This window comes from Methylobacterium sp. SyP6R (genome assembly GCF_019216885.1).
In the GTDB taxonomy this organism is placed as follows: Bacteria; Pseudomonadota; Alphaproteobacteria; order Rhizobiales; family Beijerinckiaceae; genus Methylobacterium.
In genome coordinates, this window is sequence record NZ_JAAQRC020000001.1 from 6,206,969 (window position 1) to 6,221,605 (window position 14,637).

Here is a 14,637-nt window from a genome sequence, read left to right on the forward strand (position 1 = left end):
CACGCCGCGACGCCTCCGCCGGCCGTGTGCCGGCGGCTCTTACGCGCCTAAGGAGACCAACGGCGGATGATGCGCCAGTACGAGCTCGTCGAGCGGGTCAAGGCCTACAATCCCGGCGCCGACGAGGGGCTGCTGAACCGGGCCTACGTCTACGCGATGCGGGCGCACGGCACGCAGAAGCGCGCCTCGGGGGATCCGTTCTTCGCCCACCCGCTCGAGGTGGCGGCCATTCTCACCGACCTGCGGCTCGACGACGCCACCATCGTGGCGGCGGTGCTGCACGATACGGTGGAAGATACCGCCGCGACGCTGGACGAGATCAACCGGGTCTTCACCCCGGAGATCGGCCGGCTCGTCGACGGGCTCACCAAGATCAAGCGCCTCGATCTGGTCTCGAAGCGCGCCGCGCAGGGCGAGAACTTCCGCAAGCTCCTGCTCGCCATCGCGGTCGACGTGCGGGTGCTGCTGGTCAAGCTCGCCGACCGGCTGCACAACATGCGCACCCTGCAGCACATGCCGGCGGAGAAGCGCGCCCGCATCGCGCAGGAGACCCTCGACATCTACGCGCCGCTGGCGAGCCGCATGGGCATGCAGGAGCTGCGCGAGGAGCTGGAAGACCTCTCCTTCGTCAATCTGAAGCCCGACGTCTACGCGACGATCGCCAAGCGGCTGTCCGACCTCTCGGCCAAGTCCGAGCGGCTGGTCGAGAGCATCGAGCGCGACCTGATCGCCAAGCTGGCGAATGCCGGCATCACCGCCACCGTCAAGGGACGGCAGAAGCGCCCCTACTCGATCTGGAGCAAGATGGAGCGCAAGTCGGTCGCGTTCGAGCAGCTGTCCGACATCTTCGGCTTCCGGGTCATCGTCGACGAGGTCGATACCTGCTACCGGGCGCTCGGCGTGGTCCACACCACCTGGCCGATGGTGCCGGGACGCTACAAGGACTACATCTCGACGCCCAAGCAGAACGATTACCGGTCGATCCACACGACCGTGATCGGGCCGAAGAGCCAGCGCGTCGAACTCCAGATCCGCACCACCGAGATGGACGAGATCGGCGAGTACGGCATTGCCGCGCATGCCCTCTACAAGGACGGCGCACCGCATCTCGCCACCGAGAGCGGCGCCTATCAATGGCTGCGCCGCACCATCGAGCTGCTCGCCGAGGGCGACAGCCCCGAAGAGTTCCTGGAGCACACCAAGCTCGAACTGTTCCAGGACCAGGTCTTCTGCTTCACCCCGAAGGGCCGGCTGATCGCGCTCCCCCGGGGCGCGACGCCGATCGATTTCGCCTACGCGGTCCATACCGACGTCGGCAACACCGCGGTCGGCGCCAAGATCAACGGCCGCATCGCCCCGCTTCTCACCGAGTTGCAGAACGGCGACGAGGTCGAGATCGCCCGGGCCGACGGCCAGATCCCGCCGGCGGCGTGGGAATCCCTCGTCGTCACCGGCAAGGCCCGCGCCGCGATCCGGCGGGCGACCCGCTCGGCGGTGCGCCGCCAGTATGCGGGCCTCGGCCGCCAGATCCTGGACCGCGCCTTCGAGCGCGCCGGCAAGAACTTTTCCGACGAGAAGCTGCGCGGCGCCCTGCCGCGGCTCGCCCGCCAATCGACCGAGGACGTGTTCGCCGCGGTCGGACGGGGCGAGATGTTCTCCGGCGACGTCGTGAAGGCGGTCTATCCCGACTACAAGGACGAGCGCCGCGCGGCGGCGAGCCAGCCCGCTCCGGGCCAGCCCCGCCCGCACGTCAACGGCGCCGGACGCCTGTCCCTCGACAAGGACCAGACGGTGCGGCTGACCTGGCCGGGCAAGGCGCCGGGAAAGGAGGGCGCGCCGGACGAAAGCGCGATCCCGATCCGCGGCCTCGACCGCGACGTGCTGGTGCGCTTCGCGCCCGATGGCGGCGCGGTGCCGGGCGACCGGATCGTCGGCATCCTCACCCCCGGCGAAGGCGTGACGATCTATCCGATCCAGTCGCCGGCTTTGGCCGCCTTCGACAACGAGCCCGACCGCTGGCTCGACGTGCGCTGGGACGTGGACGGCGCCTCCAACCAGCGCTTCCCGGCCCGGCTCGCCCTCCAATCGATCAACGAACCCGGCAGCTTCGCCCAGATCGCCCAGGTGATCGCCGACCACGACGGCAACATCGACAACATCTCGATGAAGCGGCGGACCCAGGACTTCACCGACGTGACGATCGACCTCGCGGTCTGGGACCTGAAGCACCTCAACGCCATCGTGTCGGAGCTGAGGGCCAAGCGCGTGGTGAGCCGGGTCGACCGCGTGAACGGGTGAGCGGGCGCCCCGCTAGAGGGGCCCCCGTACCCGGGCCGGGCAGAGCTGTCCGGCGAAAGAAGTAGCGCTGATTTTCCCCTCTCCCCGCCCGCGGGGAGAGGGGAATATCAGCGCCCCTTCTCTACCCCGGACGACCATGCGGGCCGGGTATCGGTGCGTGAGGAAATCGGTGCGAGACCAGCGCATTCGCGCCGCTCTCCCGCATCGCGGCAAAGCCCGGTTAGCCTTAAACGGCCATTAACCGCCCCGCCGCATCCTCACCGTCCAGTTCCGCGTTCCCGGTTTTTGTCCGCATGCGTTCGCTTCGTCGCTCGGCATCGCCCTACGATGGCCTCATCGACACGCTCCGCGCGTTCCTGACGCGGCGGGCGACGGAGGTCACCGGCCTCGCCCTGCTCGTCGGGGCGGCGTGCTTCACGGTCGCCCTGGCGACCTGGTCGATCGACGACCCGAGCCTCAACCACGCCACCTCCCGGACGGCCCGCAACCTCCTCGGCTTCGGCGGGGCGGTCGTGTCGGATCTCGGCATGCAGCTCCTCGGCCTGGGGGCGCTGGCCTTCGCGCTGCCGCCTGCGGTATGGGGCATGCGGTTGCTGCGCACCCACCGGCTCGCGCGGCTGCAATTGCGGCTGGTGCTCTGGGTCATCGGCTTCGGCGCGGCGAGCGGCATGGCGAGCGCCCTCCCCCCGACCGCGCGCTGGCCGCTGCCGACCGGCCTCGGCGGCGTGGCGGGCGACGCGCTGCTGGGCGCCGCCAAGGCGATCGCCGGCCCGGCCGGGGCCTTCGCGGGCTTCCTGTACGCAGCCATCGCGGTGGTCAGCCTGACCGGCGCCTGCGGCTTCGGGCTGATCGAGGACGAGGAGGCCGACGACGAGGCGGAATCCTACGCGCCGGTGGTGAGCCGCTACGACGAGCGGCAGCCTCGCCGCGGCGCAGCGCAATCCCACGACGACGAATCGCCCGGGCTCGGCCTCGCCTCGCTCGGGGCCCTCGCCCATCTGGCGATCAGCGCCCGCAGCGCCGTGGCGCAGAAGATCGAGTCGGTCCGCGACGGCTCCTGGCGCCACGGCGCCGCCGATCCCTATGCCGGCAACTCGCCGGCGCTCGCCGCCCGCCGTGCCTTCGCCGAGCCCGGCGAGGCCTGGGACGAGCCCGAGGCTCCGGTCGAGCGTTCCGCCAAGCCCGGCACTGCCAAGCCCGGCACTGCCAAATCCGGCCGCCGCGAGCCGGTCTTCGCCGAGGGCGCATCACGCCGGGTCGAGGGCGCCCCGCGCCGGGCCGACGCCGCGCTGGACGACGAGCCAGGGGACGAGGACGACGACGCGATGGACGCCCCGCGCGGCCGCGTCGCGCCCCCTGCCCCGCCGATCCAGACCCGGCGCGCGCCGGCGCCCGGCCCGGCCTCGCCCGATTCCTACGAACTGCCCGCGCTGACGCTGCTCGCCGAGCCGCGCCACCCGGCGCCGAGCGCCGCGGTGTCGACCGATGCGCTCGAGCAGAACGCCACCCTGCTCGAATCGACGCTGGAGGACTTTGGGGTCCGCGGCGAGATCCTGGCCGTGCGCCCGGGTCCCGTCGTCACGCTCTACGAGCTGGAGCCGGCGCCCGGCACCAAGTCGAGCCGCGTCATCTCGCTCGCCGACGACATCGCCCGCTCGATGTCGGCCATCTCCGCCCGCGTCGCCGTGGTCCAGGGCCGCAACGCCATCGGCATCGAATTGCCGAACGCCAAGCGCGAGACCGTGTACCTGCGCGAGCTCCTGGCCTCCCCGGCCTTCGCCGAGACCAAGCAGAAGCTCGCGCTCTGCCTCGGCAAGAATATCGGCGGCGAGGCGATCATCGCCGATCTCGCCCGCATGCCCCACCTGCTGGTCGCCGGCACCACCGGCTCGGGCAAGTCGGTCGCGATCAACACCATGATCCTGTCGCTGCTCTACCGGATGACCCCGGAAGAGTGCCGCCTGATCATGGTCGATCCCAAGATGCTGGAACTGTCGGTCTATGACGGCATCCCGCACCTGCTCTCGCCGGTCGTCACCGATCCCAAGAAGGCGGTGATCGCCCTCAAATGGGCGGTGCGCGAGATGGAGGAGCGCTACAAGAAGATGTCGAAGCTCGGCGTTCGCAACATCGACGGCTTCAACGCCCGGGTGGCGGAGGCGCGGGCGCGCGGCGAGGTGATCACCCGCACCGTCCAGACCGGCTTCGACCGCGAGACCGGCGAGGCGATCTACGAGGACGAGATGATGGATCTCGCGCCCCTGCCCTACATCGTGATCGTGGTCGACGAGATGGCCGACCTGATGATGGTGGCGGGCAAGGACATCGAGGGCGCGATCCAGCGTCTCGCCCAGATGGCCCGCGCCGCCGGCCTGCATCTGATCATGGCGACGCAGCGCCCGTCGGTGGATGTCATCACCGGCACGATCAAGGCGAATTTCCCGACCCGGATCTCGTTCCAGGTGACCTCGAAGATCGACTCGCGGACGATCCTGGGCGAGATGGGCGCCGAGCAGTTGCTGGGCCAGGGCGACATGCTGTTCATGGCCGGCGGCGGCCGGACGACCCGGGTCCACGGCCCGTTCTGCTCGGACGACGAGGTCGAGCAGGTCGTGGCGCATCTCAAGCGCCAGGGCCGCCCGTCCTACCTCGAGGCGGTCACCGCCGAGGAGGGCGAGGAGGAGGCCGACGCTCCGGTCATGGACCAGGGCGGCTTCGGCGACCCGTCGGCCGATGTCTACGACCAGGCGGTGGCGGTGGTGCTGCGCGACAAGAAGGCGTCGACCAGCTACATCCAGCGCCGGTTGCAGATCGGCTACAACCGGGCGGCCTCGCTGATGGAGCGGATGGAGCGCGAGGGCATCGTCGGCCCCGCCAACCATGCCGGAAAGCGCGAGATCCTGCTGGAGGAGCAGGACGGCTGACGCCGTCTTGCTGCCGAGTAGTGTTTCCCAGAAACCGACCTCATCCTGAGGTGCGACTGAAAGGAGCCTCGAAGGAGGGCTCCAGAGATCGTGGAGACTGCTGGAGTTCTCCTTCGAGGTCAGTCGATCGAAGATCGACTAACACCTCAAGATAAGGTGAGAGAGTGGCATCTCCGCAGCCCGTCCAGGTTTCAACATGCGAGGGAGCGCACTGGTTTATTAAAAACTAGCGCTGTCCGAAGCTCGCTTCCTTGAACAAATCCTTCAAGTGGTGCGGCTGCGAGCGCCAGTACTGCTTCGGGGCGCGGACCCGGGCGCCGAGTTCGGCGGCGGCGTGCCACGGCCAGCGCGGATCGTACAGCATGGCGCGAGCAAGCGAGACCGCGTCGGCCTTGCCCTCCAGCAGAATCGTCTCGGCCTGGCGCGGCTCGGTGATGAGGCCGACCGCGATCGTGACGAGGTCCGTCGCCGCCCGTACCCGCTCGGCGAAGGGCACCTGGTAGCCCGGCCCGACGGCGATCTTCTGCCGGGGCGAGACGCCGCCGGTGGAGACGTGGATGGCGGCGGCGCCGCGCGCCTTCAGGGCCTCCGCGAAGGCGATGGTCTGCTCGACCTCCCAGCCGTCCTCGACCCAATCCGTCGCCGAGACCCGGGCCCAGACCGGCTGACCGGCGGGAACGACCTCGCGCACCGCCTCGAACACTTCGAGGGGAAAGCGCATCCGGTTCTCGAGGCTGCCGCCGTACTCGTCGCTGCGCCGGTTGGCGAGCGGCGACAGGAACTGGTGCAGCAGGTAACCGTGCGCCGCGTGGATCTCCACCGCGTCGATGCCGAGACGGACCGCCCGCCGGGCGGTGGCCTTGAACCCGTCGCGGATGCGCTTCATGTCCTCGCGGTCCAGCGCCCGGGGCGCCACCTCGCCGTCGGCATGGGCGAGCGCCGAAGGCGCCTCGGTGAGCCAGCCGCGGGGTGAGTCCGGCGCCACCTGATGGCCGCCGCGCCACGGCGGCTCGCTCGAGGCCTTGCGGCCGGCATGCGCGATCTGGATGCAGACCGGCACCGGCGCGTAGTCCCGCACCGCGTCGAGGACATGGGCCAGCGCCCGCTCGGTCCCGTCGTCCCACAGCCCGAGATCGCCGTGCGTGATCCGCGCCTCCGGCGACACCGCCGTGGCCTCCAGGGTCAGGAGCCCGGCGCCCGACATGGCGAGCTGGCCGAGATGCATCATGTGCCAGTCGGTCGCCTCGCCGTCGCGGGCCGAGTACTGGCACATCGGCGCGACGATGATGCGGTTCTCCAGCTCCAGGCCGTCGAGGCGCAGGGGCTGGAACAGGAGGGGGCTGGTCATTCAGGTACTCCGGTGCAGGATGACGCGAATGTGGCGCAGGGCCGCGAATCCGGCCAGCGCGGACGATGCAGGGCGCCTGCGCGCGGCAGGGCGCGCGCGGGGTGCGCCGGCGCACCGAAACTCGGGCGATCACGCGTCGAGCGCGTAAGAGGGGCGGAGCTACCAGCCCCGGCCGAGGCTCACGGCGATCCGGCTCGGGCGCGTGCCGACCAGGACCGCCGCCAGGCCCCCGAAGGCCCGCGTCGCCGCACCGCGCGCCGCCGAACGCGCCCGGCGCGGACGGCTCGCCATCTCCGCCAGCCGCTCGCCCGCGCCCGCGAGTCGCTCCACGGCACGCATCACCGTCGGGTGTGCCTCGGCCTCCGTCAGGGCGCAGATATCCGACAGGGCGCTGCGCAGGGCATGCATCCCCTCGCGCACCCCGGTGCCTTCCGCCCGATCGGCATTCGCCAAATCGACGATGCCGCGCTCGATCCGGTCGAGCAGGGCTCTGAGGGGCAACGGCACCCGGTCCAGGATCGCGGCCACGCCGGCACCGGGACGGCGCTGCCTCTCTTGGGTATCCGAACCGAGCATGGCGACTTCTCTAGTCAGATCGACTGCGCACTCGTCACCTTGTCAGGATGCCAATCTTGTGAAAAATTCGCAACTGCTTGTTGTGACTTGTGACCTCGAACAGATCAAGATGCCTGTCCTGACGCTGAGTCTGCCGTCCACGACCGCGCCCGATAAGACGTGTGGTTGCATCAGGCACCCGCATTCGCTCGACACCTGTAGCATAGCGATACGGCCGCGTGACGCATCCACATTGCCATATATCTGATCGGGACTGCGACTTGGTCGCGAATGATTGCAGAGTGTTGAATTTATGAATAAATTCATATCATAAATTTAGTTAAATCGAAAAGGTCTTGCCTCCGAAAGATCCCAGAAATACAATCCCAAGTTGATACAACGGCACGAACCCCCCTCCCGACCGGATCGAACGATGCCCCTGCACCCCGTCTTCGGTGACTATTCCGGCAGTGCCAGCGACCAGATCCTGTCAGTCCTCCGGGCCGTCCGCCGCCACCTGGCCATGGATGTCGGCTTCATTTCCGAGTTCGTGGCGGGCGACCGGGTCTTCAGATTCGCGGATTCCGAGACGATGCACGGCCCGGTCGTCGTGGGAGGCCATGCCCCGCTCGAACAGAGCTTCTGCTACTACGTCGCCAAGGGCCTGATGCCCGGCCTGATGCAGGACGCCGCCGAGGATCCGGTCGCAGCACAGCTGCCGGCCACCCGCGACCTGCCGGTCGGGGCCCATCTGAGCGTGCCTCTGCGCCATGCGGACGGCGAGCCCTACGGGACGTTGTGCTGCTTCAGCTTCACGCCGGACCGGAGCCTCACGACCCGCGATCTCGCGACCCTGCGTCTCTGCGCGGATCTCGTGAACTCCATCCTGGGGAAGGACCGCGACGCCGCGCGGCAGCGGGACGCGAAGCACCGGCGCATCGCCGAGACGATCGCGGCCGAGTCCGTCGAGATGGTGTTCCAGCCGATCTACCGCACCGCCGACGACAGCCTCGCCGCCTTCGAGGCCCTGGCGCGCTTCACTGCCCCGACGGGTCAAGGCCTCATGAGCAAGGGTCCCGACGCCTGGTTCGCGGACGCCGCCGAGGTGGGCCTGGACGGGGAACTCGAGTTCCTCGCCCTGCGCAAGGCCCTGCGCGCCTTGCCCTCCCTCCCCGCCGGGGTCAGGCTGTCGGTCAACCTGTCGCCGGCGAGCCTCGCTGCGCCGCGCTTCGCCGAGACGATCGCGGGGGCGCCGCTCGACCGGCTGGTGGTCGAGCTGACCGAGCATGCGGCGGTCGCCTCCTACGAGGCCCTGCGCGACGCGCTGGCGCCGTTCCGGAGCCGGGGCCTGGGCCTCGCCATCGACGATGTCGGGGCCGGCCACGCGACGTTGCGGCACGTGCTCGACCTCGCCCCGGAGATCATCAAGCTCGACATGAGCCTGATCCGGGCCATCGACGCGCATTCCGGCCGCCGGGCCCTGACCGAGGCGCTGACGGGCTACGGACGGCGCATCGGCTGCGAGATCGTCGCCGAGGGGGTGGAGACAGAGGCCGAGTACGCGGTGCTGCGGGGCATCGGCGTGACGCGGGTCCAGGGCTTCCTCACCGGCCGGCCGATGCCGCTCGCCGCCGCCGCCGCCCTGCCGCTCTCCGGCACCGGGGCGTGGACGCGACGGGCCGGATGACCCCACCCTATCCCAGCCCGCGCTCCCGCAGCGCCCCGCCGATCTCGTCGAGGACGCCGGGGTCCTCGATCGTCGGCGGCATCGCCCACGCCTCGCCGTCGGCGATTTTCTTCATCGTGCCGCGCAGGATTTTCCCCGACCGGGTCTTGGGCAGGCGCCCGACCGTGAGCGCCAGGCGGAAGGCCGCGACCGGGCCGATGCGCTCGCGCACCAAAGCCACCAATTCGCGCTCGATCACGTCCGGACCTTTCGTGACCCCGGCCTTCAGCACCACGAAGCCGCAGGGCGCCTCGCCCTTGAGGCTGTCGCGGATGCCGATCACCGCGCATTCGGCGACCGCCGGATGGGAGGCCAGCACCTCCTCCATGCCGCCGGTCGAGAGGCGGTGGCCGGCGACGTTGATGATGTCGTCGGTGCGGCCCATCACCGAGACGTAGCCGTCGGCATCGAGGAAGCCGGCATCCGAGGTGTTGTAGTAGCCCGGATAGGTCGCGAGGTAGCTCTCGCGGAAGCGCTCGTCCTGCCGCCACAGGGTCGGCAAGGCGCCGGGGGGCAGCGGCAGCTTGATGGCGATGGTGCCCATCGTGTCGGGGGGCACGGGCTTCCCGGCTTCGTCGAGCACCTGGACGTCCCAGCCCGGCATCGCCACCGTCGGGCTGCCGTGCTTGACCGGCAGCGCGCCCAAGCCCACCGGGTTGGCGGCGATCGGCCAGCCGGTCTCGGTCTGCCACCAATGGTCGATCACCGGCACACCGAGAATCCGCTCGGCCCACGCGACGGTGTCCGGATCGGCCCGCTCGCCGGCGAGGAACAGGGTGCGAAAGCGCGCGAGGTCGTGGCCCTGCATCAGACGGCCTTCCGGATCCTCCTTCTTCACCGCCCGCAAGGCTGTCGGCGCGGTGAACAGGGCGACCGCCCCGGTCTCGGCGATGACGCGCCAGAACGCGCCGGCATCCGGCGTGCCGACCGGCTTGCCCTCGTAGAGCACCGTGGTGCAGCCGTGCAGGAGCGGGCCGTAGACGATGTAGGAATGGCCCACCACCCAGCCGACATCGGAGGCGCACCAATAGGTCTCGCCGGGGGCGACGCCGTAGAGGTTCGGCATCGACCAGGCCAGCGCCACGAGGTAGCCGCCGGTGTCGCGGACCACACCCTTCGGCTTACCGGTGGTGCCCGAGGTGTAGAGCACGTAGAGCGGATCGGTGGCGACGACCGGCACGCAAGGGGCGGCGCGGCCCTCGGCCTTCGCGGCGGCGACAGCCTCGGCCCAGTCGCGGTCGCGCCCCTCGACCAGGTCGGCGGCTTTTTGCGGCCGTTGCAGGATCAGGCAGGATTCGGGCTTGTGCGAGGAGAGCCGGCAGGCCTCGTCGAGGAGCGGCTTGTAGGCGACGACCCGGCTCGGTTCGATGCCGCAGGAGGCGGCGAGCACCACCTTCGGGGCGGCGTCCTCGATCCGGGCGGCGAGTTCCCGGGCGGCGAAACCCCCGAACACCACCGAGTGCACGGCGCCGATGCGGGCGCAGGCCAGCATGCCGAACAGCGCCTCGGGCACCATCGGCATGTAGAGCACCACCCGGTCGCCGCGTCCGACGCCGAGTTCCTGGAGCACGGCGGCGAGCGCCGCGACCTCGCTCAGCAGCTCGGCGTAGCTGATCCGGCGCTTGGTGCCGGTGACGGGGGACTCGTACAGGATCGCCGCCTGGTCGCCCCGCCCGGCCGCGACGTGGCGGTCGACGGCGTTGTGGCAGGCATTGACCTCGGCACCGACGAACCAGCGGCCGTAGGCGCCCGCCTCGGGATCGAAGACGCGGGTGGCGGGTCTCGCCCAGTCGATCGCCTCGGCGGCCTGTGACCAGAAGGCCTCCGGGTCGCGCTGCCAGGCGGCGTAGGTCTCCGGGTAGCGGCTCGGGCTCGCCATGGCGTCTCCTCCGGTGCCGTCCATCTGCGGGGCGGCCTGCCTGTTCAGATAGAATAGGCCCCGGTCCGGCCGGAAGTCGAACTTTCGTAAGGATGCCGGGCGGATTGATCGCTCCGCCCCGGCGGGTACTCTGGCGCGACAGGGAGCAGGACGACCCATGACCGGCGCGACGATCTACGACCACGGCCTCGACCGGAACCCGGCCAACCACCAGCCGCTCACGCCTCTCACCTTCCTGGAGAGGGCGGCCACGGTGTTTCCCGACCATACGGCCGTGATCCACGGAAATTTGCGGCGCAGCTACCGCGACCTCTACGCCCGTTCCCGGCGCCTCGCCTCGGCGTTGAAGGCCCGCGGCATCGGGCGGGGCGACACGGTGGCGGTGATGCTCGCCAACACCCCGGCGATGATCGAGTGCCATTACGGGGTGCCGATGGCCGGCGCGGTGCTCAACACCCTCAACACCCGGCTCGACGCCGCGATCATCGCCTTCTGCCTCGACCACGGCGAGGCCAAGGTGGTGATCACCGACCGGGAATTCGCCCGCATCATGGGCCCGGCTCTGACCCAGGCCGGGGTGAAGCCGCTCGTCATCGACTACGACGATCCCGAATACGACGGTCCGGGCGAGCGCCTCGGCACGATCGAGTACGAGGACTTTCTGGGTCAGGGCGATCCCGGTTACGCCTGGGCGATGCCGGGCGACGAGTGGGACGCGATCACCCTCAACTACACGTCGGGCACCACCGGCGACCCGAAGGGCGTGGTCTACCACCATCGCGGCGCGTCGCTGCTCGCGGTCGGCAACGTGGTGGCGGGCAATCTCGGCCGGCACCCGGTCTATCTGTGGACCCTGCCGATGTTCCACTGCAACGGCTGGTGCTTTCCCTGGACCCTGTCGGTGGTGGCCGGCACCCATGTCTGCCTGCGGCAGGTGCGGGCCAAAGCCATGTACGACGCCATCGCGGATCACGGCGTGACCCATCTGTGCGGCGCGCCGATCGTGATGTCTCTCCTCATCAACGCGCCCGAGGCCGAACGCCGGGACCTGTCGCACCGCGTCTCGTTCCTCACTGCGGCGGCGCCCCCGCCCGAGGCCGTGCTCGCCGGGATGGCGGAGGCGGGATTCGACGTCACCCACGTCTACGGGCTGACCGAGACCTACGGCCCGGCGGTGGTGAACGAGTGGCACGCCGACTGGAACGCCTTGGGCAAGGACGAGCAGGCCGCCCGCAAGGCGCGCCAGGGCGTGCGCTACCCGCCGCTCGAGGCGCTGGACGTGCTCGATCCCGAGACGATGCAGCCGGTGCCCGCCGACGGCGAGACGCTGGGCGAAGTGATGTTCCGCGGCAACGTGGTGATGCGCGGCTACCTCAAGAACCCGACAGCCACCGAGGCCGCCTTCGCGGGCGGCTGGTTCCATTCGGGCGATCTCGGGGTGAAGCACCCGGACGGCTACATCCAGCTCAAGGATCGCTCGAAGGACATCATCATCTCAGGGGGCGAGAACATCTCGTCGATCGAGGTCGAGGAGGCCCTGTTCAAGCACCCGGCGGTGGCCGCCGCCGCCGTGGTCGCCAAGCCCGACGAGAAATGGGGCGAGACGCCGTGCGCCTTCGTCGAACTGAAAGGCTCCGAGATGGTCTCGGCCGAGGAGCTGATCGGCTGGTGCCGCCAGTCGCTGGCCGGCTTCAAGGTGCCCAGGCACGTCGTCTTCACGGAACTGCCGAAGACCTCGACCGGCAAGGTGCAGAAATTCGTGCTGCGGGAGATGGCGAAGGCGTTGTGAGACGGGTTCGACCTGAACTGTTCCGGCCGCAATAAAGGGCGGGATCCCCCTCTTCGCCGTGGATGCAGGGCTGTCCGGGGAAAGAAAGTATCGCTGGTCTTGAACCCTCCCCCCTCTGCGGGGGAGGGTGCCCGGCGGCGCCGGGCGGGAGAGGGGAACCACGCTTCCGGATGAGGCGGAACCGTTCTGACTGGCGCCCTCTGAATCAGCGTCGCGCTGCCCCTCTCCCGGCCTGCTCCGCAGGCCACCCTCCCCCGCAGAGGCTAGCGTGTTCACACTTCTCGGTTCGAGAGCTTCTCCGGTGAAGGTCGCGCGCCTCTCCTCCCCCCGGCGATCCCGGGCTTGCCCGGAATCGCTGCAAGTTGTGGGGAGGAGTTGGAGGTGGGGGTGGTGCCGCGTAGAGCGCGAGGCTACTCCGGCACCACCCCCATCCCTAACCCCTCCCCACAAGGGGGAGGGGAAAGCGCGCATATTTACAGAGGGTTAGCTCACGAAGGAGAAGTGTGAATCCGCTAGCCCGCAGAGGGGGGAGGGGGAACTTGCGCTCTTCTTGCCGCGAACAGTTCACACGAAGACCGTATCACGCCTCCGGCGCGAACATCTCGTCGAACGAGTAGCCCGAGCCCCGCACGGTGCGGATCGGGTCGCTGTCGCGGCCGCGGTTGATCGCCTTGCGCAGGCGGCCGATATGCACGTCGACGGTGCGCTCGTCGATGTAGACGTCGTGGCCCCATACGCCGTCGAGCAGCTGCTCGCGGGAGAACACCCGGCCGGGGCTCTGCATCAGGAATTCGAGCAGCTTGAACTCGGTCGGGCCGAGATGCAGCTCGCGACCGTCGCGGCGGACGCGGTGGCTGACCCGGTCGAGCTCGATGTCGCCGGCGATCAGGAGGTCGGCGACGTGGGCGGGCTTGGCCCGCCGCAGGAGCGCCCGCACCCGCGCCAGCAGTTCCGGCACCGAGAACGGCTTGACGATGTAGTCGTCGGCACCGGTGGCGAGGCCCCGCACCCGGTCGCCCTCCTCGCCGCGGGCCGTCAGCATGATCACCGGCAGCCGCTCGGTCTCGCGGCGGGCGCGGATGCGCCGGCACAGTTCGATGCCGGACAGGCCCGGCATCATCCAGTCGAGGAGGACGAGGTCCGGCACCTGCTCGCGCAGGCGGATATCCGCCTCGTCGCCCCGGGCGACGGCGTCGACCTCGAAGCCCTCGGCCTCGAGGTTGTAGCGCAGGAGGAGGGTGAGGGCTTCCTCGTCCTCGACGATCAGGATGCGGGTACTCATCGGGGGCACTCAGGCGGGGCGGGGGTAAAGGCCCGCCGGGCCGCAAGGCCCGGACGGGCGTCGCCCTCAAGCCTCGGGCGGGGTGTCGAGGGTGGCGAAGCTCGAACGGTCGTTCTTCGGACGCTCGGTCGGCAGGGTCTCGCCGGTGGCGAGGTAGTGGATGGTCTCGGCGATGTTGGTGGTGTGGTCGCCGATGCGCTCGACGTTCTTGGCGCAGAACAGCAGGTGCGTGCAGAACGTGATGTTGCGCGGATCCTCCATCATGTAGGTCAGGAGTTCGCGGAACAGCGAGGTGTAGAGCGCGTCGATGCCGCCGTCCCGGGCCCAGACGTCGAGGGCCGCGACGGTGTCCTGGGTGGCGTAGGCGTCGAGCACGTCCTTGAGCTGCTCCTGGACCAGCTCGTTCATGTGCTCCACGCCGACGACGATCTTCTGCAGCTGGACCTGGTCGGCGATGGCGACGACGCGCTTGGCGACGTTCTTGGCCAGATCCCCGATGCGTTCGAGGTCGCCCGAGACGCGGATCGCCGAGATCGTCTCGCGCAGGTCGACCGCGAGCGGCTGACGGCGGGCGATGAGGAGGATGGCCTTCTCCTCGATCTCGCGCTGCAGCCCGTCGAGACGCTGGTCGGTGGCGATCACCGCCTGGGCGAGGGCGGCGTCGCGGCGCAGGAGCGCTTGGCCGGAATCGGCCACCATCTTTTCGGCGATGCCGCCCATCTCGGCGATGCTGCGCCGCAGGTTCTGCAACTCCTGATCGTAGGAGGTGACGATGTGGCTCGACATGGGATCTGGCTCCTCGCGCGGAGGTGGAGCGTAGGCTTGTGCCGGCCCGG

At 69.7% G+C, this 14,637-nt stretch carries 9 protein-coding genes; 4 read left to right on the forward strand and 5 right to left on the reverse strand.

Annotated features, from left to right (window positions below):
• The first annotated feature begins 66 nt into the window (after positions 1-66).
• Both HBB12_RS28455 and HBB12_RS28460 read left to right on the forward strand, forming a co-directional pair.
• Positions 67-2,298, forward strand: coding sequence for a RelA/SpoT family protein (locus HBB12_RS28455; protein WP_236992439.1), 2,232 nt, complete (start codon positions 67-69; stop codon positions 2,296-2,298).
• A gap of 293 nt (positions 2,299-2,591) precedes the next feature.
• Positions 2,592-5,222: a DNA translocase FtsK gene (locus HBB12_RS28460; RefSeq protein WP_236992440.1), complete on the forward strand. Its 2,631-nt coding sequence runs from the start codon at positions 2,592-2,594 to the stop codon at positions 5,220-5,222.
• Between the two features lie 226 nt (positions 5,223-5,448).
• Here HBB12_RS28460 and HBB12_RS28465 read toward each other — a convergent pair whose 3' ends face one another.
• Both HBB12_RS28465 and HBB12_RS28470 read right to left on the reverse strand, forming a co-directional pair.
• Positions 5,449-6,570 (reverse strand): NADH:flavin oxidoreductase/NADH oxidase, encoded by a 1,122-nt coding sequence (locus HBB12_RS28465; RefSeq protein WP_236992441.1) that lies wholly within the window; start codon positions 6,568-6,570, stop codon positions 5,449-5,451.
• Positions 6,571-6,729: 159 nt separating this feature from the next.
• The gene (locus HBB12_RS28470) at positions 6,730-7,146 is read right to left on the reverse strand and encodes a hypothetical protein (RefSeq protein WP_236992442.1); all 417 of its coding nucleotides are present in this window, start codon (positions 7,144-7,146) and stop codon (positions 6,730-6,732) included.
• A 412-nt stretch (positions 7,147-7,558) separates the two neighbouring features.
• Between HBB12_RS28470 and HBB12_RS28475 the strand changes: the two genes are divergently transcribed.
• On the forward strand, positions 7,559-8,812 hold the full coding sequence (locus tag HBB12_RS28475) for a sensor domain-containing phosphodiesterase (RefSeq protein WP_236992443.1): 1,254 nt from the start codon (positions 7,559-7,561) through the stop codon (positions 8,810-8,812).
• 7 nt (positions 8,813-8,819) lie between these two features.
• Here the strand turns inward: HBB12_RS28475 and HBB12_RS28480 are convergent, their stop codons facing one another.
• Positions 8,820-10,730: a propionyl-CoA synthetase gene (locus HBB12_RS28480; RefSeq protein WP_236992444.1), complete on the reverse strand. Its 1,911-nt coding sequence runs from the start codon at positions 10,728-10,730 to the stop codon at positions 8,820-8,822.
• Positions 10,731-10,887: 157 nt separating this feature from the next.
• Between HBB12_RS28480 and HBB12_RS28485 the strand changes: the two genes are divergently transcribed.
• Positions 10,888-12,519 carry an acyl-CoA synthetase gene (locus tag HBB12_RS28485; RefSeq protein ID WP_236992445.1) on the forward strand — a complete coding sequence of 544 codons (1,632 nt, stop codon included), beginning with the start codon at positions 10,888-10,890 and terminating at the stop codon, positions 12,517-12,519.
• A gap of 580 nt (positions 12,520-13,099) precedes the next feature.
• Here the strand turns inward: HBB12_RS28485 and phoB are convergent.
• Both phoB and phoU read right to left on the reverse strand, forming a co-directional pair.
• Complete coding sequence (gene phoB, locus HBB12_RS28490) at positions 13,100-13,801, reverse strand: phosphate regulon transcriptional regulator PhoB (RefSeq protein ID WP_236992446.1); 702 nt, start codon at positions 13,799-13,801, stop codon at positions 13,100-13,102.
• 66 nt (positions 13,802-13,867) lie between these two features.
• The gene (phoU, locus tag HBB12_RS28495; protein WP_236992447.1) at positions 13,868-14,587 is read right to left on the reverse strand and encodes a phosphate signaling complex protein PhoU; all 720 of its coding nucleotides are present in this window, start codon (positions 14,585-14,587) and stop codon (positions 13,868-13,870) included.
• Positions 14,588-14,637: the final 50 nt, after the last annotated feature.